Source organism: Pseudomonas sp. GW821-FHT02C04, from assembly GCF_059421845.1.
Genome location: NZ_JBWKVT010000005.1, coordinates 18,325 through 40,540, shown reverse-complemented (window position 1 = coordinate 40,540; position 22,216 = coordinate 18,325). Strand labels below are relative to the sequence as shown.

At 60.5% G+C, this 22,216-nt stretch carries 18 protein-coding genes; 7 read left to right on the top strand and 11 right to left on the bottom strand.

The window, feature by feature from the left end:
* Positions 1 to 44: 44 nt before the first annotated feature.
* Complete coding sequence (locus AC07VV_RS18795) at positions 45 to 1,973, top strand: transglycosylase SLT domain-containing protein (RefSeq protein ID WP_096822095.1); 1,929 nt, start codon at positions 45 to 47, stop codon at positions 1,971 to 1,973.
* Positions 1,974 to 2,078: 105 nt separating this feature from the next.
* Here AC07VV_RS18795 and AC07VV_RS18790 read toward each other — a convergent pair whose 3' ends face one another.
* Positions 2,079 to 3,872 carry an ABC transporter transmembrane domain-containing protein gene (locus AC07VV_RS18790; protein WP_495037088.1) on the bottom strand — a complete coding sequence of 598 codons (1,794 nt, stop codon included), beginning with the start codon at positions 3,870 to 3,872 and terminating at the stop codon, positions 2,079 to 2,081.
* A 258-nt stretch (positions 3,873 to 4,130) separates the two neighbouring features.
* Between AC07VV_RS18790 and AC07VV_RS18785 the strand changes: the two genes are divergently transcribed.
* Complete coding sequence (locus AC07VV_RS18785) at positions 4,131 to 4,310, top strand: PA1571 family protein (RefSeq protein ID WP_027611439.1); 180 nt, start codon at positions 4,131 to 4,133, stop codon at positions 4,308 to 4,310.
* Between the two features lie 57 nt (positions 4,311 to 4,367).
* Here AC07VV_RS18785 and pdxB read toward each other — a convergent pair whose 3' ends face one another.
* Positions 4,368 to 5,510, bottom strand: a complete 1,143-nt coding sequence (gene pdxB, locus AC07VV_RS18780; RefSeq protein WP_495037087.1) for a 4-phosphoerythronate dehydrogenase PdxB — start codon at positions 5,508 to 5,510, stop codon at positions 4,368 to 4,370.
* Positions 5,511 to 5,688: 178 nt separating this feature from the next.
* Between pdxB and AC07VV_RS18775 the strand changes: the two genes are divergently transcribed.
* On the top strand, positions 5,689 to 7,098 hold the full coding sequence (locus AC07VV_RS18775) for an MATE family efflux transporter (protein ID WP_495037086.1): 1,410 nt from the start codon (positions 5,689 to 5,691) through the stop codon (positions 7,096 to 7,098).
* A gap of 49 nt (positions 7,099 to 7,147) precedes the next feature.
* Here the strand turns inward: AC07VV_RS18775 and tusA are convergent, their stop codons facing one another.
* The gene (gene tusA, locus AC07VV_RS18770) at positions 7,148 to 7,399 is read right to left on the bottom strand and encodes a sulfurtransferase TusA (protein WP_495037085.1); all 252 of its coding nucleotides are present in this window, start codon (positions 7,397 to 7,399) and stop codon (positions 7,148 to 7,150) included.
* A gap of 65 nt (positions 7,400 to 7,464) precedes the next feature.
* The gene (gene rlmM / locus AC07VV_RS18765) at positions 7,465 to 8,538 is read right to left on the bottom strand and encodes a 23S rRNA (cytidine(2498)-2'-O)-methyltransferase RlmM (protein ID WP_096822098.1); all 1,074 of its coding nucleotides are present in this window, start codon (positions 8,536 to 8,538) and stop codon (positions 7,465 to 7,467) included.
* 221 nt (positions 8,539 to 8,759) lie between these two features.
* Here rlmM and acnA point away from each other — a divergent pair, with 221 nt between their 5' ends.
* Positions 8,760 to 11,501, top strand: a complete 2,742-nt coding sequence (gene acnA / locus AC07VV_RS18760) for an aconitate hydratase AcnA (RefSeq protein ID WP_495037084.1) — start codon at positions 8,760 to 8,762, stop codon at positions 11,499 to 11,501.
* A 289-nt stretch (positions 11,502 to 11,790) separates the two neighbouring features.
* Here acnA and AC07VV_RS18755 read toward each other — a convergent pair whose 3' ends face one another.
* Entirely contained in the window at positions 11,791 to 12,606 is an 816-nt protein-coding gene (locus AC07VV_RS18755; RefSeq protein ID WP_495037332.1) for an aminoglycoside phosphotransferase family protein, read from the bottom strand.
* Positions 12,599 to 13,087, bottom strand: a complete 489-nt coding sequence (locus AC07VV_RS18750; RefSeq protein ID WP_085713126.1) for an SRPBCC family protein — start codon at positions 13,085 to 13,087, stop codon at positions 12,599 to 12,601. Before AC07VV_RS18750 ends, AC07VV_RS18755 begins: the two co-directional genes overlap by 8 nt.
* Positions 13,088 to 13,283: 196 nt before the next feature.
* Between AC07VV_RS18750 and AC07VV_RS18745 the strand changes: the two genes are divergently transcribed.
* Together AC07VV_RS18745 and AC07VV_RS18740 are read left to right on the top strand one after the other, a co-directional pair.
* Entirely contained in the window at positions 13,284 to 14,201 is a 918-nt protein-coding gene (locus tag AC07VV_RS18745) for an ADP-ribosylglycohydrolase family protein (RefSeq protein ID WP_495037083.1), read from the top strand.
* A 38-nt stretch (positions 14,202 to 14,239) separates the two neighbouring features.
* Positions 14,240 to 14,644, top strand: coding sequence for a lysozyme inhibitor LprI family protein (locus AC07VV_RS18740; protein ID WP_495037082.1), 405 nt, complete (start codon positions 14,240 to 14,242; stop codon positions 14,642 to 14,644).
* A 49-nt stretch (positions 14,645 to 14,693) separates the two neighbouring features.
* Here AC07VV_RS18740 and peaD read toward each other — a convergent pair whose 3' ends face one another.
* The 4 genes from peaD to peaA form a co-directional block, all read right to left on the bottom strand.
* Positions 14,694 to 15,815 carry a quinohemoprotein amine dehydrogenase subunit beta gene (gene peaD, locus AC07VV_RS18735; protein ID WP_495037081.1) on the bottom strand — a complete coding sequence of 374 codons (1,122 nt, stop codon included), beginning with the start codon at positions 15,813 to 15,815 and terminating at the stop codon, positions 14,694 to 14,696.
* A gap of 23 nt (positions 15,816 to 15,838) precedes the next feature.
* Positions 15,839 to 16,162 (bottom strand): quinohemoprotein amine dehydrogenase subunit gamma, encoded by a 324-nt coding sequence (gene qhpC / locus AC07VV_RS18730; protein WP_008016081.1) that lies wholly within the window; start codon positions 16,160 to 16,162, stop codon positions 15,839 to 15,841.
* Position 16,163: 1 nt separating this feature from the next.
* On the bottom strand, positions 16,164 to 17,594 hold the full coding sequence (peaB, locus tag AC07VV_RS18725) for a quinohemoprotein amine dehydrogenase maturation protein (RefSeq protein WP_085608195.1): 1,431 nt from the start codon (positions 17,592 to 17,594) through the stop codon (positions 16,164 to 16,166).
* Positions 17,595 to 17,689: 95 nt separating this feature from the next.
* The gene (peaA, locus tag AC07VV_RS18720) at positions 17,690 to 19,270 is read right to left on the bottom strand and encodes a quinohemoprotein amine dehydrogenase subunit alpha (RefSeq protein ID WP_495037080.1); all 1,581 of its coding nucleotides are present in this window, start codon (positions 19,268 to 19,270) and stop codon (positions 17,690 to 17,692) included.
* A gap of 371 nt (positions 19,271 to 19,641) precedes the next feature.
* On the opposite strand from peaA, the gene AC07VV_RS18715 reads away from it, so the two are divergent.
* Positions 19,642 to 21,582, top strand: a complete 1,941-nt coding sequence (locus AC07VV_RS18715) for an amidohydrolase (protein WP_495037079.1) — start codon at positions 19,642 to 19,644, stop codon at positions 21,580 to 21,582.
* 308 nt (positions 21,583 to 21,890) lie between these two features.
* On the opposite strand, the gene AC07VV_RS18710 is transcribed toward AC07VV_RS18715, so the two are convergent.
* Positions 21,891 to 22,046 carry a hypothetical protein gene (locus AC07VV_RS18710; protein ID WP_495037078.1) on the bottom strand — a complete coding sequence of 52 codons (156 nt, stop codon included), beginning with the start codon at positions 22,044 to 22,046 and terminating at the stop codon, positions 21,891 to 21,893.
* Positions 22,047 to 22,216: the final 170 nt, after the last annotated feature.

Below are 22,216 nucleotides of genomic sequence, written 5' to 3'. Positions count from 1 at the left end.
CGCCACTGTCGGCACTTGTCATGATTTCTCTGCCCGGATGTCTCATGCGCAGTCGCCTTTTCAGTGTTTTGTCCTGTTTGCTACTCACCGCCGCTGCTGCCCAATCCGCCCAGGCGGTGGACCTGTCCACCCAGCGCCAGTATTACGATGAGGCCAAACGCGCCTTGGCCAAGGGCGACACCGGCCCGTATTTTCGCTACAGCCAGGCCCTCGCCGATTATCCGCTGGAGCCATACCTGGCCTACGACGAGCTGACCGCCCGCCTGAAGACCGCCAGCAACGCGGAAATCGAAAAATTCCTCGCCGAACACGGTGACCTGCCCCAGGCCAACTGGATGAAGCTGCGCTGGTTGCGCTGGCTGGCCGACCGTGGCGAATGGGCGACCTTCGTCAAGTATTACGACCCGAAACTCAACTTCACCGAACTGGACTGCCTGAACGCGCAGTACCAGATCAGCAGCGGCCGCAAGGCCGAGGGTTACGCCAACGCCGACAAACTGTGGCTGACCGGCAAATCGCAACCGGCGGCGTGTGATGCGCTGTTCGGAATCTGGGCCGCCGACGGTCAGCTGACCGAGCAAAAACGCTGGGAACGCACCAAGCTCGCCGCTCAGACACGCAACTATCCGCTGGCCAACAGTCTGGTCAACGGCCTGACCACCCTTGCCCCACGCGGGCGTCTGCTGGTGGATGTGGCGCAGAAACCGGAACTGCTCAACCAGCCGTCGCGCTTCACCCCGGCCGACGAGCCGATGTCGGACATTGTCAGCCTCGGCCTGCGCCGTCTGGCGCGTCAGGACCCGGACAAGGCCATGGACCTGCTCGACGGCTACGCCAGCAGCATGCATTTTTCCCGCGATGAAAAAGTCGCCATCGCCCGGGAAATCGGCCTGACCCTGGCCCGTCGCTTCGACAGCCGCGCGCTGGACGTGATGACCAAATATGACCCGGAACTGCGCGACAACACCGTTTCCGAATGGCGCCTGCGCCTGTTGCTGCGCCTGGCGCGCTGGGACGATGCCTATCAGTTGACCCGTCGCCTGCCACAGGATCTGGCTACCACCAACCGCTGGCGTTACTGGCAGGCCCGCAGCCTGGAACTGGCGCAACCGCAGAACCCGGAAGCGCAGACGCTGTACAAGAGCCTCGCACGGGAACGGGATTTCTACGGTTTCCTTGCCGCCGATCGCTCGCAGCTGCCTTATTCGCTGGTCAACAAACCGCTGGTACTCAGCCAGGCCACCATCAACAAGGTACGCAACACGCCCGGCGTACGTCGCGCGCTGGAATTCCACGCCCGCGGGCAGATCGTCGACGGGCGGCGCGAGTGGTACCACGTCAGCCGTCACTTCAACCGCGATGAAATGGTCGCCCAGGCCAAACTGGCCTACGACCTGAAGTGGTACTTCCCGGCGATCCGCACCATCAGCCAGGCGCAATACTGGGACGACCTGGACATCCGCTTCCCGATGGCCCACCGCGACACCCTGGTGCGTGAAGCCAAGGTCCGCGGCCTGCATTCGAGCTGGGTGTTCGCCATCACCCGCCAGGAAAGCGCCTTCATGGACGACGCCCGCTCCGGCGTCGGCGCCAGCGGCCTGATGCAACTGATGCCCGGCACCGCCAAGGAAACCGCGCGCAAGTTCAGCATCCCTCTGGCCTCGCCGCAGCAAGTGCTGGATCCGGACAAGAACATCCAGCTCGGCGCCGCCTACCTGAGTCAGGTGCACAGCCAATTCAATGGCAACCGCGTGCTCGCCTCCGCCGCCTACAACGCCGGCCCCGGCCGCGTGCGCCAGTGGCTACGCGGCGCCGATCACCTGAGCTTCGATGTATGGGTGGAAAGCATTCCGTTCGACGAAACCCGTCAGTACGTACAGAACGTGCTGTCCTACTCGGTGATCTACGGCCAGAAACTCAACTCGCCGCAACCGCTGGTGGACTGGCATGAGCGATACTTCGACGATCAGTGATCGTGCAAAGATCGACGTAAACAAAAATGCCCGCATCGAGAGATGCGGGCATTTTTTATGGCGCTCGACTGGGTCGGCTACATGGTCGGCTACATGGTCGGTTACTTAGTCGGTTACTTGGTCGGTCGAAGCCAGATGTCCATCACTGAACTGCAACGCCGCCAACCGCGCATACAGCGGATTACTCGCGATCAGCTCCTGATGCGTGCCAATCGCCACCAGTTTGCCCTGATCCATCACCGCAATCCGGTCGGCGTTTTTCACTGTGGCCAGGCGGTGGGCGATCACCAAGGTGGTGCGGTTTTGCATCAGACTGGGCAGGGCTTGCTGGATCAGGTGTTCGCTCTGGGCGTCGAGGGCGCTGGTGGCTTCGTCCAGCAGCAGTATCGGCGCGTCGACCAGCAATGCCCGGGCGATGGCCAGGCGCTGGCGCTGTCCGCCTGACAGGCCGAGGCCGCCGTCACCCAGATGGGTCTGGTATCCGTCGGGCATTTGTTCGATGAAATCGTGGGCGTGGGCAATTTTCGCGGCCTCTTGCACCTGCTCCAGCGTGGCGGTCGGGCAACCGTAGCGAATGTTTTCTTCGACGCTGCCGAAGAACAGTGCCGGGGTCTGCGAAACCAGTGCGAAACAGCGGCGCAGATCCAGCGGATCAAGACTTGTCAGCGGTACACCATCGATCAGGATCCGGCCTTCGCGCGGATCGTAGAAACGCAGCAGCAAGTCATACACCGTGGACTTGCCCGCACCGGATGGCCCGACCAGCGCAAGGGTTTCGCCCGCGTTGACCGTCAGACTCAAGCCGTCAACGGCAAAGCTTTCGGGACGCGAAGGGTAGGAAAAGCGCACGTCCTGCAATGCCAGTTCGCCTTTGATCCGCTCCGGCAAGGTCACCAGTCCGGCTTTCGGCGGCTGGATGATGTTCTCGGAACGCAACAACTCGGCAATCCGCTCGGCAGCGCCCGCCGCCCGCTGCAACTCGCCAATCACTTCGCTCAAGGTGCCAAACGCACTGCCGACGATCAGGCTGTAAAACACGAACGCCGCCAACTCACCTGCGGAAATCCGCCCGGCAATCACGTCCATGCCGCCGACCCACAACATCACCGCGACGGCGCCGAGCACCAGCACGATCACCAGCGTGATCAGCCAGGCCCGCTGGAAAATCCGTTTGCGTGCGGTTTCGAACGCCTGCTCTACGGTGCTGGCGAAACGTTGTTCATCCTGCACCTGATGGTTGTAGGCCTGCACGGTCTTGATCTGGCCGAGGGTTTCCGACACGTAACTGCCAATGTCGGCGATCCGGTCCTGACTCAGCCGTGAAAGATTACGCACGCGGCGCCCGAATATCAGGATCGGCGCAATCACCAAGGGCAGCGCAATCACCACGATACTGGTGAGCTTGGGGTTGGTGATGAACAGCAGCACGACGCCGCCAATGACCATCAGCAAATTACGCAGGAACAGCGACAGCGACGAGCCGATCACCGATTGCAGCAATGTCGTGTCAGCGGTCAGGCGTGACTGGATTTCCGAACTGCGGTTGTCCTCGTAGAACCCGGGATGCAGGTACACCAGATGGTTGAACACCTGCCGGCGAATGTCAGCCACCACCCGTTCACCGATCCATGACACCAGATAAAACCGGGCAAAGGTGCCGACCGCGAGCCCCAACACCAGCAGCATGAACAGAGCAATGGACTGGTTGAGCAGGTGCGGCGACTGGGTCATGAAGCCTTGGTCGACCAGCAATTTGATGCCCTGCCCCATCGACAACGTAATGCCGGCCGTGACGATCAGCGCGAGCAGTGCGCCGAAGGCCTGCCAGCGATAAGGCTGAAGAAAATGACTGGTCAGGCGCAGGGCCCGGCGGTGGCGCGAGGAAAGCATCGGGATCATTCAGGTTCACGTCGTGTGCTGATTAATGGGGCCAGCCTGGACACTCAATGGGGTGGAACTCTGCAAATCACAATGAGTCAGGTTAATTATGACCGGCCAGACTACCCCCTAGATGCTATCGGTCTAATGCCCGGGTTGAGACGAACGGTCATTTCTGCTTGAGTGGAGATACCGTTCCGGAAAGATCGAAGGGAGTTGTCACAGCCTGGTCACCTGACGGTTTTATTGTGCTTACACAACCTGATGAGGAGACAGGCCATGTCCTTGCAACACAGCAGCGATGACAAGATTCAAGTGATCCGCACCAAGCCCGGCCAACCTCTGGGTTGCTCGATTATCGATAAGGATGGGCGCGAAGTGCCAATCACTGAAGACATGATCCAGGACGCCTGCCGCGAACTGGAGAAGCGATTGGTCAAGCCTGCCGAACAAAAGTGATATCGCCACCGTCTTCCTGACCCGGCCCCTGGAGGCCGGGTTTTTTCTGCCTGCATTTTATACGGCCACAGCGCCCAGCGCCGTCACGATCTGCTGCAACGCCGGGGAATGCCCCTCGATCCGCACTTTCAGCCCTTCGATCTCGCGGCGCACCGGATACTGTTTGCGCAACACATCAAACGCGGCACGTTGCTCACCGACGCTACCCAACAGGGTACGACGGAAGTCCGCATCGTCCCGGCGCGGGTCGTACACACCACGGCACAACATCGCCAGCGCCCAGGCCGGATCGCTGTCGGCATGCAGGGAAACTTCCGACAACCACGGTGCCGGCAACAGATCGCTGAGCTGAATGCTGGCCGGCTGACCAATGAATTCGCAGTAAGCCTGATAGATCTGCGCCGTGCCGCGTTGCTTGCCATCGAGGCTGTAACCGGCGATATGCGGAGTCGCCAGTACGCAGAGTTCAGCCAGCGCCACATCGACTTGCGGTTCGGCTTCCCACACGTCAAGCACCGCCTGCAGGTCTTCACGCTCCAGCAGCACTTCGCGCAACGCGGCGTTATCCACTACCGGGCCACGGGCGGCGTTGATCAGCCAGGCACCCGGCTTGAGTTGCTGCAAACGCTGTTCGTCGAACAAGTGCCAGGTCGCACCGTCACCGTTGCGGGTCAGCGGGGTGTGCAGGCTGATCACGTCGCACTGCGCAATGATCTGCTCCAGGCTGACATAGTCGCCGCCCTCGGCTGCCTGACGCGGCGGATCGCAGACTTTCACGTTCCAGCCCAGCCCTTTGAGCACCTTGATCAAGCGACCGCCCACTTCACCGGCGCCGATCACGCCAAAAGTGCGCTCACTCAAATCGACGCCTTCGATTTCGGCCAGGGTCATCAGGCTGCCGAGCACGTAATCCACCACGCCCCGGGCATTGCAGCCGGGCGCACTGGACCAGGTGATGCCCGCCTCATTGAAATATTCGAGGTCCAGATGATCGGTGCCGATGGTGCAAGTGCCAACAAAACGCACCTTGCTGCCTTCGAGCAACGCACGATTGACTTGGGTCACCGAGCGCACCAGCAACACGTCGGCCTGTTCGACCGTGGCCCGGTCAATGGAACGGCCCGGCACCCGGCGGATCTCGCCGAAACCGGCAAAAAAGGCATCGAGCAGCGGGATATTTTCGTCGGCAACAATCAGCATGGCAGGGCTCCTTGGGCGGATCGGCAGTGTAGGCGCTGACACTGCGATGAGCCAGCAGGCTGTGATTCTTGATAAGGCAGGACGATTACAAATCCGCAACAGAGGATTTTTCCTGACCATTACGTCAGCGGCGTAGAATGCCCGGCCTTGCGCATCAACCCCTGTGGACGCTTTGCCTGTGAATTCCGTAACTGAACGCCCTGACGCCGTTTCCCTCAACCGCCCTGCCCGGGTTCGCCTGGAGCTGAAGAACCTGCTCGGCCTGGCCCTGCCGATCATGATCGCGCAACTGGCAACCACCGCCATGGGCTTCGTCGATGCGGTGATGGCCGGGCGCGTCGGGCCAAAGGATCTGGCGGCCGTGGCGCTGGGCAACTCGATCTGGGTGCCGGTGTTTCTGCTGATGACCGGTACCCTGCTGGCCACCACGCCGAAAGTCGCCCAGCGCTTCGGCGCCGGTACCCACAGCGAGATCGGCCCGATCGTGCGTCAGGCCTTGTGGCTGGCACTGGTGGTCGGACTGATGGCGACCGGCATGCTGTTCAGCGCCGAACCGATCCTGCACCTGATGAAAGTCGATCCGGAGCTGATCGGCCCGTGCATGCAGTACCTGCACGGCATTGCCAGCGGTCTGCCAGCCGTTGCCTTCTACCATGTGCTGCGCTGCACCAGTGACGGCCTCGGTCGCACCCGGCCGGCGATGGTGCTGGGCCTGTGTGGGCTGGCGCTGAACATTCCGCTCAACTACGTGTTCATTTACGGTCACTTCGGCGTTCCGGCCATGGGCGGCGTCGGTTGCGGCTGGGCCACAGCGATCGTGATGTGGGTGATGGCGCTGGGCCTGGCCGGTTACGAGCGCTGGGCGCCAGCCTACAAGTCGAGCGAACTGTTCAGCCGTTTTGACTGGCCGCAATGGGCGGTGATCAAGCGCTTGCTGGCCATCGGTCTGCCGATCGGCGTCGCGGTGTTTGCCGAATCGAGCATCTTCGCGGTGATCGCGCTGCTGATCGGCAGCCTCGGCGCCACGGTGGTAGCCGGGCACCAGATCGCGCTGAACGTCAGCTCGCTGGTGTTCATGATTCCGTATTCGCTGGGCATGGCGGTGACCGTACGTGTCGGCCAGGCATTGGGCCGTGAAGAACCCCGTGAAGCGCGTTTCGCGGCGGGTGTCGGCATGGGCACTGCGCTGGCTTATGCCTGCCTGTCGGCGAGCATGATGCTGCTGATGCGCGAACACATTGCGGCGATCTACACCTCCGATCCGATGGTGATTCACATCGCCGCGATGCTGATCGTGTACTCCGCGCTGTTCCAGTTCTCCGACGCGATCCAGGTCACCGCCGCTGGCGCCCTGCGCGGTTATCAGGACACGCGGGTAACGATGATCCTCACGCTGTTCGCCTACTGGGGCATCGGCCTGCCGGTGGGTTACGCCCTCGGCCTGACCAACTGGCTTGGCGAGCCACGCGGCCCGAGCGGCTTGTGGGAAGGCCTGATCGTCGGCTTGAGCTGCGCGGCGCTGATGCTGTCGATTCGCCTGACGCGCAGTGCGCGCAAACGCATTCGCATCAGCCGCTCGATGGGCTGATCGGCCATAAAAAAAGACCTGCACATGCAGGTCTTTTTTTGACTTCCGATCAACCGGACTTCTTGCGAATCCAGTACAGATAGGTCCCGGATTCTTCGTGCTGCCCGACCAGTTCATGGTCGAGAAACACGCAGAACTTGGGGATGTCGCGACGGGTCGACGGGTCGGTGGCGATCACCTTGAGCAGGCCGCCGGGCACCAGGTCACGAATGTGCTGGTGCAGCATCATCACCGGCTCCGGGCAGTTGAGGCCCGTAGCATCGAGGGTGCCGTCGACCGGCGTATCAATCATTTCACTCATGATTCACTCCTGAAACTGGCCGGCATTGTCGCCCAATGCCGGGTGTTCGGTCACCTGTCGCGCGCTCAGCGGGCTTTGGCTTTCTTCACGTCATGGCGGCGCAAATGGCAGGTCACTTCCTCGCGGTCGTGGTACAGCTGCTTGCAGCCGATATCGACCTTGATCCCGCGGGCCTTGAAACCATCGGCGATGCGTTCGAGCAGACGCTTCACTTCGGCGTAACGCTGCTTCATCGGCAACTTGAGGTTGACCACCGCTTCCCGGCAATGGCCCTCGCCAATCCATTCTTCAAGCATCGCGGCGTTGCGCGCCGGCTTCTCGACGATGTCGCAGACCATCCAGTCCACCGGCTGCTTGGGCTTGAAGGTGAAACCGTCAGCCATCAAGTGCTGCACCAGACCGGTGTCCATCAGGCTTTCAGCCATCGGGCCGTTGTCGATGGCCGTCACCAGCATGCCGCGATTGACCAGTTGCCAGGTCCAGCCGCCCGGCGCAGCGCCGAGGTCGACACCGGTCATGTCGCTGTGCAGGCGATCTTCCCACTGATCGCGAGGGATAAAGTGGTGCCAGGCCTCTTCCAGCTTCAGGGTCGAACGGCTCGGCGCCTCACGCGGGAACTTCAGGCGCGGGATACCCATCGGCCACATCGCCGAGTTACCGGCATCGGCCAGACCGAGGAACACCTCACGGCCGCTCTTGAAGGTCAGCAGCAGACGCGGCTTGCTGGCGTCGTCCACCAGTTTGCCGGCGCCGGTCAGCGCCTTGCGCAGCGGGCCTTCGAACTTTTTGCAGAAGTTCGACAGTTCCTTGCCGTCGTTGGTGTCGACGACTTCCAGCCACAGACTGCCGCACACCGGGAATTCGGCCATGTGCGCGAGGATCACGCTGATGCGGTCGGTTTCCGGCAGATCGATGAAAAGTCCACGCGCCCACTGGCGCGGGAAGATCAGCTCGGCGAAACGCTGGCCACGCATCAGGCGCTCGGCGCCGTCTTCTTCGGTGCAGACAAACTCGGCGCAAGCGGTCGCCGGTTTGGCCTTGGCGTAGCCGGCCACGTTCAGTTGGGCGGCGAGGTCGGAAATCTCCGAGCAGACTTCGCCTTCGAAGCCTGGCCGGCAATGCATGAATAGGGTGTTCATTCTTACTCCTGGGCAGAGGGCGATCATTCATCCCCTGCGCGATGTCCAGGCTTGCGTCAAAGCAAAGCCTGTCACGAAAACCGGCGCATGATAGCCGATGTCGGAACCTTGGACTTGCCCATAGAGTCCAGTTATTAGCCAGCTACTGAAAACAGGGCTACGTTGATAGCTCTGCCCGTCCCCTCAGTCCGTAGCCGTGCGGACTCAAAGGAGTGATCGTAATGCCGTCCCTTGATAGCCTGAACACCCTTAAAACCTTGAAAGTCGATGACAAGACTTACCACTACTTCAGCCTGCCGGATGCTGCCAAAAGCCTGGGCAATATCGACAAGCTGCCCATGTCGCTGAAGGTGCTGCTGGAAAACCTGCTGCGCTGGGAAGATGAAAAAACCGTCACCGGCGCCGACCTCAAGGCGATTGCCGCGTGGCTCAAGGAGCGCCGCTCCGACCGGGAAATCCAGTACCGCCCTGCCCGGGTGCTGATGCAGGACTTTACCGGCGTACCGGCGGTGGTCGATCTGGCCGCGATGCGCGCCGCCATGGCCAAGGCCGGCGGTGATCCGCAGCGGATCAACCCGCTGTCGCCAGTGGATCTGGTGATCGACCACTCGGTGATGGTCGATAAATTCGGCAGCGCCAGCGCATTCGAACAGAACGTCGACATCGAAATGCAGCGCAACGGCGAACGCTACGCCTTCCTGCGCTGGGGCCAGAGCGCCTTCGACAACTTCAGCGTGGTGCCGCCAGGCACCGGGATCTGCCATCAGGTCAACCTCGAATACCTCGGCCGCACCGTGTGGACCAAGGACGAAGACGGCCGCACCTATGCCTTCCCCGACACGCTGGTCGGCACCGACTCCCACACCACCATGATCAACGGCCTCGGCGTACTCGGCTGGGGCGTCGGCGGGATCGAGGCGGAAGCGGCGATGCTCGGGCAACCGGTGTCGATGCTGATTCCGGAAGTGATCGGCTTCAAACTCACCGGCAAGCTCAAGGAAGGCATCACCGCCACCGACCTGGTGCTGACCGTGACCCAGATGCTGCGCAAGAAAGGCGTGGTCGGCAAATTCGTCGAGTTCTATGGCGACGGCCTCGCCGACTTGCCACTGGCGGATCGCGCGACCATCGCCAACATGGCCCCGGAATACGGCGCGACTTGCGGCTTCTTCCCGGTCGATGACGTAACCCTCGAATACCTGCGCCTCTCCGGCCGCCCGGCTGAAGTGGTGAAACTGGTCGAGGCTTACACCAAGGCTCAAGGGCTATGGCGTCTGCCCGGTCAGGAACCGGTGTTCACCGACAGCCTGGCGCTGGACATGAGCAGCGTCGAAGCCAGCCTTGCCGGGCCGAAACGCCCACAGGACCGGGTGTCCCTGCCGAATGTCGGCCAGGCCTTCAGTGACTTCCTCGACCTGCAATTCAAACCCACCAGCAAGGAAGAAGGACGTCTGGAAAGCGAAGGTGGCGGCGGTGTCGCCGTGGGCAATGCCGATCTGGTCGGCGAAACCGACTACGAGTACGACGGGCACACCTACCGCCTGAAAAACGGTGCCGTAGTGATTGCCGCGATCACGTCCTGCACCAACACCTCCAACCCCAGCGTGATGATGGCCGCCGGCCTGCTGGCGAAAAAAGCCGTGGAGAAAGGCCTGACCCGCAAGCCGTGGGTGAAAAGCTCACTGGCACCGGGCTCCAAAGTGGTCACCGATTACTACAAAGCCGCCGGGCTGACGCAGTACCTTGATCAGCTCGGGTTTTCACTGGTTGGGTATGGCTGCACCACCTGCATCGGCAACTCCGGGCCGCTGCCGGAACCGATCGAAAAAGCCATCCAGAAAGCCGACCTGACCGTCGCTTCGGTGCTGTCCGGCAACCGCAACTTCGAAGGCCGGGTGCATCCGCTGGTGAAAACCAACTGGCTGGCGTCACCGCCGCTGGTCGTCGCCTACGCCCTGGCCGGCAGTGTGCGCACCGACATCAGCAGCGAACCGCTGGGCAATGACCAGCAGGGCAACCCGGTTTACCTGCGCGACATCTGGCCGAGCAGCAAGGAAATCGCCGACGCGGTGAATCAGGTCAACACGGCGATGTTCCACAAGGAGTACGCCGAGGTGTTTGCCGGCGACGAACAGTGGCAAGCCATCGAAGTGCCGCAAGCCGCGACCTACGTCTGGCAGGCAGATTCGACTTACATCCAGCATCCGCCGTTCTTCGATGACATCGCCGGGCCATTGCCGGTGATCGCGGATGTGAAAGGCGCGCGAGTGCTGGCGCTGTTGGGCGATTCGGTGACCACTGACCACATCTCCCCCGCCGGCAACATCAAGGCGGACAGCCCGGCAGGGCGGTACTTGCGCGAGCAAGGCGTCGAACCACGGGACTTCAACTCCTACGGTTCGCGCCGCGGCAACCACGAAGTGATGATGCGCGGCACTTTCGCCAACATCCGCATCCGCAACGAAATGCTCGGCGGCGAAGAAGGTGGCAACACGATCTACATTCCGACCGGCGAGAAACTGGCGATCTACGACGCGGCCATGCGTTATCAGGCCTCGGGCACGCCGCTGGTGGTGATTGCCGGGCAAGAATACGGCACCGGTTCCAGCCGCGATTGGGCGGCCAAAGGCACTAACCTGCTCGGGGTGAAAGCGGTAATCGCCGAAAGCTTCGAGCGCATCCACCGCTCCAACCTGGTGGGCATGGGCGTGCTGCCGTTGCAGTTCAAGCTGGATCAGAACCGCAAGAGCCTGAACCTCACCGGCAAGGAAACTCTGGAGATTCAGGGCCTGACCGGGATCGAGCTGACGCCACGGATGAACCTGACCCTGGTCATCACCCGGGAAGACGGACGTCAGGAGAAAATCGAAGTGCTGTGCCGCATCGACACCCTGAACGAGGTGGAGTACTTCAAGTCCGGCGGGATCCTGCATTACGTGTTGCGGCAACTGATCGCCTCGTAAAACCTGCAGATGCAGAAACACCGCCAATCGGCGGTGTTTCTGTTTAGGGACGAGACTTTTCTGTAGACGAAAAAAAACCCGCCGAAGCGGGTTTTTCCCAAGACCATTATCGACTCCCTGTCGGCAGCGATCCTTGCTAATGGTCGATCATCCGTGATCCTGAAACACTCCCTGTGCTTCAGTTGATGAGGCTAGATTACGCTCTGGATCCAATCGGCAATAGTCGACAAAGCTACCACCGCGTGTAAGACATTCGCCATAGCACCACTTCCGAAAACCCTTAGACGTGTCAGGCATCGAGCGCGCAAGCCGCCAGATACGCGACTTCCAGCTGTCCGGCGGCGGCTTTTTGTTCGTCATCCTCCATGAACCACGCGGCAGACAGTCCGGCAAACGCCAGTACCCATTGCAAGAGGCACCGGCGGTCCAGCCCTGCCGTTTCGCAGATCACATCGACTTGTCGTTGAAAGCGTTCAGGATCAGCGGCCGTCGGCAGTTCCGGGTTGCAGATCAGGTTGGCGTAGTCGTAGCCGCGCTCGCCCCGCACCCGTTTCGGATCGATGGCCAGCCAACCGCGCGGGCCGAAATCGAGGACGTTGTCGTGGTGCATGTCACCGTGCAGCACAACGACATCCTGGGGTTCGGCGAGCAAGGTTTCAGCCATTTTCAGGCAAACAGAATATTGGCCGCCGTATCGGGCGGCGGCCACTCGCAGTGAAGTAAACCATGGCGCCAACTCCATCAGCACAGGAGGCTCCGTGGGACGCGGCCCATGCAACCGCGCCAAAACCCGGCACATGATCCGGGTGGCCTCGTCATCCTCGCCGTTGAGCGCCATGTGCATCAACGAACGCCGGCCCATGGCCCGCTCCAGCAACAGGCCGTCTTCGTGCTGAGCGAGCACCCGGGCGGCGCCGTCGCCGTCCCACCAGGTCATCAGCAGGTTGCCGTACTTTTCCTCATCGTCCACCGCGACTTTCAGCATCGCCGGTACGTCGCCCTGACGCACCGGCAACAGCTTGCTGCCCGGTGTGATGATCGGAACACCGTCGGGCACCAGCGCCCAACGTTTCAACCACGGATCAAACCACTCGCTGTCAGCCACCTTCACGCTCGCGTGCCCTGTCGGTCTCGGCCAGAAAGTGTTCGAGCCGGCTCAACTGCTCCTCCCAGCCGCGGCTGTCCATGTAATACGCCTCTTTCTGGCGGACGTCGGGAATGTGTGCGAAACCTGACTCTGAGACCTTCAGCAGCGTGCCGTTCTCATAGTCCTGCAGCTCGAATTTGACCAGTGTGGTCGGTTCCTGGGAGTAATCGATTTTCGGATTCACGGCATAGGGATGCCAGCGGAAAGAGAACAACTGCTGGGGCTCGACCCGCTCCACCAGCACGTTCCAGAGCACATGTTCATAACCGGGGTACGTGACCTGCCCCTGCGTCCACTCGCCCGCGATAAACCGCCGCCCTTCCAGAGCCACGCCAAACCACTGGCCAAACGCCTCGGCATCGACCAGCGCACGCCAGACATGGGAGCGCGGCGACCTGAGCATGATTTTACGTTCAAAGCTGTTGGGTACTGGTTTCATACGTCACCTCCTGTTTTGAACAGTAGGCTTGTATGACCACATGTCCAATGCGAAGTTGTATCAATCCAGTGCAACTGTCTGAGCTGATGGAAATATCCAGCAGTATTTTGCGGCGCCGGTTCGTCAGAATGCGCACGGATCAGCGTTGCGAAACTGATAACGTTCGCAGCGAATTGAACGACACAAGGACGTCATCATGCAGCCCTCCCTCCCCGAACGTTACCGTGGCGCCCTTCTTGGCCTGGCCTGCGGCGATGCGGTGGGGACCACCGTCGAATTCCAGCCTCGGGGCAGCTTCCAGCCCCTGACCGACATGATCGGTGGCGGGCCGTTCCACCTGAAACCGGGCCAATGGACCGACGACACCTCGATGGCGCTGTGCCTGGCAGAAAGCCTGCTGAACAAAAACGCATTTGATGCCGCCGATCAGATGGGCCGCTATCTGAACTGGTGGAAATGGGGCTATCTGAGTTCGACCGGCGAATGTTTCGATATCGGCATGACCGTGAGTCAGGCGCTGGATCGCTATCAACACACAGGAGAGCCGTTTGCCGGTTCCACTGATCCGTTCAGCGCCGGCAATGGCTCGCTGATGCGTCTGGTGCCCGTTGTTCTGTTTTATTTCCCCGATGGTCAGCAAGTCAGGCGATTCGCCGCCGACAGCTCACGCACCACCCACGCGGCGCCCGAGGCCATCGAATGCTGCCAGTTGTTTGCCGAGCTGCTCGGCAAAGCCCTGGAAGGCGCATCGAAAACTGAGCTGCGCAGCCTGCCGCTAAGAACCTTCAGCCAGCCCAAGGTGGCGGCGATTGCCCGGGGCGATTATCTGCACAAGTCTGAAAGGGAGATTCGCGGCAGCGGCTACTGCGTCGAATCCCTGGAAGCGGCGCTATGGTGCTTCCAGCACACCGACAGTTTTGCCGCAGCCGTCCTGCAAGCGGCCAACCTGGGCGATGACGCAGACACCACGGCCGCCATCGTCGGCCAGTTGGCCGGCGCCCATTACGGCGTACAGGGAATCCCGTCCGCGTGGCTGGAAAAGCTGCACGACGGAGAGGAAATTGCCGCGACAGCGGAGCGCTTGCTCAACGCATCGAGACAGCACAGTCGCTAAACTGCCCGACACCTTCATTCATTCTCGCGAGATGACTCATGTCCCCACGCCTGCTTCTGGCCCTGACACCCTTTCTTTTCACTTCCGTCGCCCACGCTGCCGTGGACTGCGCCAATGCCAGCGATCAGGCGACGATGAATCAGTGCGCCGGGCAGGAATACAAAGCGGCTGACAAGGAGTTGAATGCGGTATATCAGCAGATCACCGCGCGTTTGAAGGACAACGCCGAGGGCAAGAAGCTGCTGATCAGTGCACAGCGGGCGTGGATCGGGTTTCGCGATGCCGAGTGCACGTTTTCAGCATCCGGGGTGGCGGGCGGGAGTGTTTATCCGTTGATTTACAGCAACTGTATGACATCGGTGACCAAGGTGCGTACCGAGGGCCTGAAGCAGTATCTGAAATGTGAGGAAGGTGACCTGAGTTGCCCGGTGCCGGGGGCCTGATATTCAGAACCTGAGCTGCTCGCAACTGCGGCAGCTCAGGCAATACAAATTACCGAACAAAAATCTGCGCCGTGGTAATCGCCATATCCCCACCCGGCAACTTGATGCTACCGGTCTGTTTCATGGTCTCGGCATCAAAGATCGCCACGTCATTGAAGGTCCCGGCGAGATAGATCTTGCTGCCGTCCTTGTTGAACGAAATGCAGTAGTAGGAATGGTCCAGCGTCGCCGCCTGAATCAGCTTCTTCTGCTTGATGTCGTACTTGGCCAGGCGATTGAGCACGCCGAACATCAGGTTCGGATCCTTCGGCGAGCGCATGCCGCTAAAGTAGATTTCGGTCAGCGGGCCAAAATCAGTGGTTTCGGTCTTGCCGGTCTTCAGGTCGATGCTGAACAGTCCGTACAAGTATTCAGCGGTCGCCGGATCCTGCTTCTTGTCCTTGAATTTGGCAGCGGTGTACAACAGCGAGAAGTCGTGGCGGTAAGTCTGCTGGTTCCACACGTAGAGCACGTCCGGCGCGCTGTAATTCGGGCGTTTCCAGTGGCGGCTGGGGATCAGCACGTCGAACTTGCCGCTTTTCACATCGACCTTGTACACATCGGCGCCAGCGACATACAGCGTGCCGTCATCGCCGCTCTGCATGATCGTCAACTGCCGTGGCGCCGGGAAGCTGCGCACCGGTTTGGCGTTCATTCCGGCGTCGGTGGCGTAGACGTCCAGCCGCGGCTGTTTGACCTCGTAGTGGTCGTTGAGCATCAGCGTCGGGTTGGCGATGGTGTAGAGCTCCTTGCCGTCGTGGCTGACAGTGAAGGCAAACATCGACCGCGCCTTCTCGCCCGGCTGCTGGGTGATGCTGGCGTGGAACACCTGCTTGCAGTTGTCCAGCTCTACACCATAAACATCGGCGTAATGGTTGTTCAGCACATAGGCGGTCTTGCGATCCGGCGACAGTTGCACAGTGCCGGGGCCGAAGGCATCGGGCATCTTGCAGGTCTTGTACAAAGTGTCGGTCGCCAGGTCGATGACGTGCAGGTTGTTCGGGTAATTGGTGGTCAACATGTACTCGTGACCGTCTTGCAGCGCGGTGTTTTCATCGGCCAGGACCGGGAGCGAACAGGCGCTCAGGACCGCGAGTGCGGCAAGGCCGCAGGCTTTGTTGAGGCTAGGCATGCTGGAATCCTTCTTCTTGTGGATCACTTGTCTTTCGGGAAGACAGTGCCGAGGTTGCGCCAGTTGTCGTTGGACGCCTGGGCATCCTTGTTCCAGTCCGGGTAGGTGCTCATCATGTCCGGCACCTGGGCCGGCCACCAGCACGGGTCGGAGCAACCGTAGAGGTCGGCTTCCATCGGCTGGCACAGCGACGACACCCCGCCGAACGCATCGATTTCCCAGCCCGGGTCGGTGGTCGAGGCACAGCCGGCGACGGAGCTCATCGCCACCACCTCTTCGATGCGGTTCTCGTCCGCGGCCTGATCCAGCTTCAACGCTTTGTTATTGATTGCCTTGAGATGTTTCATATCAGTGAGCCTTGCGCGGAGTGATGTAGCTGCTGATGAACGCAGGGTTGTTGGCCATGATCCGGGTGTAGACCTCGATGCCGAAGTCGACCCAGTCACGCATCAGTTCGCAGTAGTGATACGTCGGGTGGGCCGGGTCGCCGTAGCGGGCGTAGCTCTCGTGATAGCAGCCGCCGGAGCACAGGTTGCGGATCTGACAGTCGTGGCAACCGGTGTTGGTGCGATCCAGACGTTGGGACAGGAAGTCGTTAAGTTCGACCTGTTTAACGCCGCTGTGGACGTTGCCGAAGGTCGGCAGCGATGAACCGGTGAAGCGATGGCACAGGTTCAACTCACCTTTGTGATCGACCGCCAGCATCTTCAACCCGGCACCGCACGGCAGGGCCTTTTTGTGGCCTTCGTGGATGTCGGTGATCAACTGATGCAGGTTGGAGAAACCGATGTTGCGGTGCTCCAGCGCGGCTTCCAGATAACGCCGACCGAGGCGTTTCATGCTGGCGAACACTTCGATCAATTCGTCTGTGGTCAAGTTGAAACTGCTGATATCACCGGACGTCACCGGAGCAAATCCGACCTCGGCAAACCCCAACTCGTTGAACAGGTGATCCCAAATGGTTTCAACGTCGGTGACGCCCGTGGTCAGGGTCACCCGCGCACCGACCGGGCGGCTGTTGTAGCGCGACAGCAGCATCTCGGCCTTGCGCCGCACCACGTCATAGGTGCCCTGCCCGCCCACAGTGATGCGATTGCGGTCGTGCACGGTTTTCGGCCCGTCGATACTCACCGACAGTCCGAAGCGGTGGGCATTCAGGTAGTCGACGGTTTCTTCGGTGAGCAGCGTGGCGTTGGTGGTCATCACGAATTCGACGAACTTGCCGGCCTCGGCAAACCGCTTCTCGCAGTAATCAACCATGTACTCGATCAGCTTGCGATTGCTCAGCGGCTCGCCGCCGAAAAACACCACGGTGAAGCGCTCTTCGTCGGGGGATTCACGCAGCAGCATTTCCACCGACGCGATGGCGGTTTCGACGTCCATCTTCTTGCCGGCGGACGGTTTGTCGAGGTCTTCCTTGTAGCAGTAGGTGCAGCTCAGGTTGCAGCCGGTGTTGACGTTGAGCACCACAGTGTTGATCGCGGTGCGCTCGACGCGTTTGACCGCGATGTCCGGGGTCAACGGCGAGCCGTCGCTGACCAGTTCCAGCGAGATCAGCTCGCGCAGGGTCTCGTTGATTTCCTCGCCGTTGAACCGCGCGCCGAGGCGCTGGATCAAGTCTTCCGAAGAACAGCCTGGCCCGCGCAACGCATCGATGATGGTGCCGGTCAGTTCATCGCTGGCGAACAGCGAACTGCTGGGAATATGGAACAGCATGCGGTCGGCGTCGACGTGCACTTCGTGCAGGTTGCGTTCGACCAGATTCAAGATAGCGCCCATTGCAAACCTCCTGTGCAAACCCCGCCTGGCGGGACTTGCGGTCATTCCGAAAAGTGTCTGAATCGCTGTCGCTCAGCACAACTCACGTTTCAACATCAGGGAATGGGTGGATTGTTCCAGCGTTGCACGGTGACGATCAGATGGCCTTCGCCGGTCAGGGATTTCCCTGCGTCGTCGACGGCGGCGATCACCTTGAGGTTGCCGGCATTGTTGGTGGACATCTTGCGTGCCGGATTCGGCCCGGCATCGCCCGGGGTGAACACGCCTGCGTCGGCCTGCATGGTGCCGGCAAACTTGACGTCTTCATCCTCTTTGGCACGCTCGTCGAAGGCTTCGACCTTCCATTGCGCCGGGAACACGCCGATGCGATACGGCTTGCCATCGACGCCCTTGCCCCAGGCCTCGGCGTCGAAGCGACCCTGGACTTTCGGCGTCGAACCACCGCCCTCGCCGATCCGTGCCACCGAGAATTCCGGCACCACTTTGACCGAAGCGATCGTGCTGTACACCGACAGGCTCGGGCCTTTCAAGCTGCCGACGCTGACCGCGCGCAGGCCCGGCTGGGCATTGGCCGCGGCTTTGACTTTGACCTTGATCCGGTCGGCGTTCTGCTCGACGACTTCGACCACGTCCACGCCTTTGCCGAAGTCCGGTTTGCCGCTCAAACCGCTGCCGACCAGCGTCACTTCGGTCTCGCTGCCGGCCTTCACGTAACCCGGCTGCACCGCCAGCAAGCGCTGGGAACCCTGTTTGGCCGCGACGAAGTCCAAGCCGCGTTCATCGTGTTCGGCCTCGAACATCCGGCCCTGCATGGCGTTGCCTTGTGCAGCGAACACCTGACGCAGGGTCACGCCATCGACAGTCACGTTGCCGCGCCATTCGTAGCCGCTGTAGAGGATCGCGTTGCCGTCACCGTTGAACGGACTGCCATCGGCGTACTGACCTTTGACGGCGACCTTGAAAGTGTCGCTGCCATCAGCCGTGACGGTCATGATGCCGGCCAGCTCACCCTTGCCCGGCAAGTGGCCGCTGAAGCTCCAGTCACCGACCAGCGCCTCGGCCTTCGGTCTGGTTTTGACCCAGGCCTGCCACGCCGGGTTGTCCAGCGGATAACGCTTGGCCAGCAGCGGGACCATTTCCTTGCGGGCGATATCAAACCAGTCGCGATCGCGAGCCAGCGCCTGATACTCCAGCGACGGCCACTGGCCGAGGTGGAAATTCACCAAGCGTTCCCATTCCTGAGCCGGACGCCGTTGCAGGGCAATCCGCGCACCGGAGTGGCAGCGGCCGCACATCTGCGCGGTTTTCTCGTCGAACTGCTCGACGGTGTTCAGCCGTCGCTCCAGCGCGTAACGCACGCCATCGGTTTCGCTCGGTGCCAGCCCCTGGGTGTCGGCCAGGTATTTGACCAGTGTGCGGCGGTCTTCATCGCTGATCTGCAGACCGTGCATGGTCTGCATGCGGGCAATGCTCATCAGCCAGCCTTCCGGGGTCTTGCGCTGGTGGCTGATGCGGCTCAACTGGTCGCCGGCTTCAGGGGTGTGACAGCCCTGGCAGGTTTCCTTGAGGATGGTCTGGGCGTCGCGGGCTGCCAGGCTGTGGGGCGAATGCAGGGCCACGCATGCGGCCACGGCCAGCAGACTGGCGCTCATGCCTGATCGGAGTTTTCTCTTCATCAACGTCGAACCTCGCACGGTGCTTTCTTATTGTTGTGGCTTATCGTTTTTATGGTTTCTGCCGTTCGCGGCGATGCACGAACGGAGGCAAGCGAAACGTCTGCTGTGAGCAATACACGGAGCGTGCCAGCTTGCCGATAAGCTGTTCAATCAAGCAGTTACGCGTTCATCAAGGTGTCGCGCCAATCTTTTCGTAGCCTCCCGGCGTCCAATTTCGCGACAGCTGTTGCAGTCTGAGACAAGCACAGTTGCAGCGCCAAAAGCCCGGTTGCCGACGACTGACCGTCCGATATCAAAGTGCCTGCTACGCTTGCTGTTCGCACACTCTGTGCGTCACGCCTCAAACCACCGAAAACCTGAGGAATGGAATCATGGGATCACATGGACAGGGTCAAGGCTGCACCCATTGCGGCTGTGAAAACCCGGTATGGAATACGCTCAGACACACCGTCGACCTTAAAGCCTTCGCAGGCAAGGTCGCCGGGCTGCTACCGGAACCCGGCAGCGAATCGTTGATCTTCACCGGCGGCACCATCTACCCCCTGAAAAACGGCAACATGGATGAGCAGGTCGAAGCCCTGGGCATCCATGGCGGCGACGTGGTTGCCTCGGGCACCTTGGCCCATGTGCAGGAGCGCATGAAGGCCAAGGGCATCAAATACACAACGCGCTCGTTGGGCGGTAAAACCCTGCTGCCGGGTCTGATCGAACCACACATGCACATCGTGCAGTCCTGCGTCATGGATGGATGGGTGAATCTGGGGCCGATCGACGAAGATACTCAGCAGTTGAACAAGCGTTATGACTGGGACACGCTGAAAGAAAAAATCTACGAAAATCTGCCGAAGGACAATACGAGCTGGCTCTTGGGACGGATGGTCGATCCGGCGCTCATGCCGTTCAAAGTAGTGCCTGACGGCAAGAACCAGCTCACCAGTTTCTATTGCAAAAGTGACTTCGATCCGCAGGCCGACAACACTGGCAACCTCGACAGCATTCTCAAAGAAACCCCGTTGCTGATGATCAGCGCCTCGATGCACACCGTTTACCTGAATACACCTGCGTGCAAAGCCGTGTACTTCCACAACAACGCGGCCAGCCAGAAGCTGCGAGACAAATACAAGAGTTTCGACACGTTCCTTAAAGAGACCCAGGGCAACTTGCAGGAAGAGGCCGGCATCACACCAGCCCTGCTCTCGATACCGCTGGCTCAGGCGCTGGACGTAGTGAACATCTTCAAGCACATGAAAGACTACTTCGAGACCGCCTCCAAACGAGGCATCACCTTGTTGTATGACGCCATGGTCGACCCGGTGTCCAAGGTGATTCTGGAAGCCTACGGCCTGACCCATCCGCGCAATGTTCGCGTCGGTTATGCGGCGGCCTGCAATGGTGTGGACTTCAGCAAAATCGAACCCTACAAACCGGTGACCAAGGAAGCGGCCCGGCTGTTTTATCAAGGCTCGGTAAAACTGATATCCGATGGCTCGAACCAGGGGCTGACGGGTTATCAGATCGACGATTACTGCTGCGAGGCCACATCGCCGAAAGGCAACTTCAACTTCTGTGACCCAAGCCCGGCCCCCAAGGACCCGACAACGCTCCCGACGGCTTATCAGACGACGTTGAACAACGCGGTCGCCACTGGCTGGCCGCTGATGATCCACGCCAACGGCGACCGGGCCATCGAGTTCACGCTACAGGCCTACAAGACCGCATTGAAGGGCCAGAGCGGCCTGGAAAAGCGCCACCGCATCGAACACTGCTCGATGCTGAACGACAAGACCCTCGACCAGATGAAGGACTTGGGCATCTCTCCCAGCTTCCTGATCGGTCACGTCGGCTACTGGGGTTACGTGTTCGAACAGGCAATCTTCAAGGAAAAAGCCACAGAGATGCTCGACCTCTGCCAGGACGCCCTGGACAGAGGCTTGCGTATCTCGTTGCACAGCGATTGCACCGTCACCCCGCTGGGGCCGTTGCGCTCAATGGAACAGGCCGTGACCCGCAAGATGGAAGGCTTACGCAACCAGGACGGTACGTTTGTCAAAGAGGCAGCCAGACAACCGGTGCTCAACGAAGGCCAATGCCTGACCCGTCAACAAGCGCTGAAAGCCATCACCTATGATGCTGCCTGGCAGTGCCATGCCGATGCCTTTACCGGTTCGTTGCAGGATGGGCATTTCGCCGATTTTGTGATTCTCAAGGACAACCCCCTCGACGAAGCCGTTGCGGCCACAAGCATCCGTGACATCAAAGTCTGCGAAACCTGGAAAGGTGGGCACAAGGTGTACACCAACCCTCTACCCTGACTGATAACGCCCGATCACCCGGCTATCTGGCCGGATGGTCGGGCTCGGTCAGCCGTAGGGCCCGAATCTAGCGAACGGAATTGTCCGGGTGAACCTTGTAACGCCCACAATTCTTGCAAACCATCGAGCATTCACAGTGTGCGCCGGCCTTGGCCGCCAATGCCGCGGAATCACGTTGGGCCGCTTGAATTCGACGATCCCGGTGATACCCATACGCGAGCAGCAAACTGACACCCATACACCACAGCCCCACAATTAAAGCCGCCATTATTTCCCCTCCATCATGGCAACACCGAATGAGGTAACGATTACGAAAAACTGATTGAAGCCATCCAGGCGCCTGCCCGAATCGTATCGACATCGGTCAGGTCGCCGATCAACAGCGCCGCAATCCCCGTCACCAGAAATCCGGTCCCCACGCCCATCGTAAAATTGGTTAGCCATCGAATGGTTAAGTTGTTCATCGACATCCTTGTGAAGACACTGACCCGCCAAATCCATGGCAGGAAACCCTATACACAAAGCAACTTAGCTCGTACTTCATACCTCCACCAGTCGGTAAAAACTGTCAGACGCGCGGCTTTTCCTACACCTGAAACGGCCCAATTTTGCCCAAGCCCCGTCACAGCGGCGT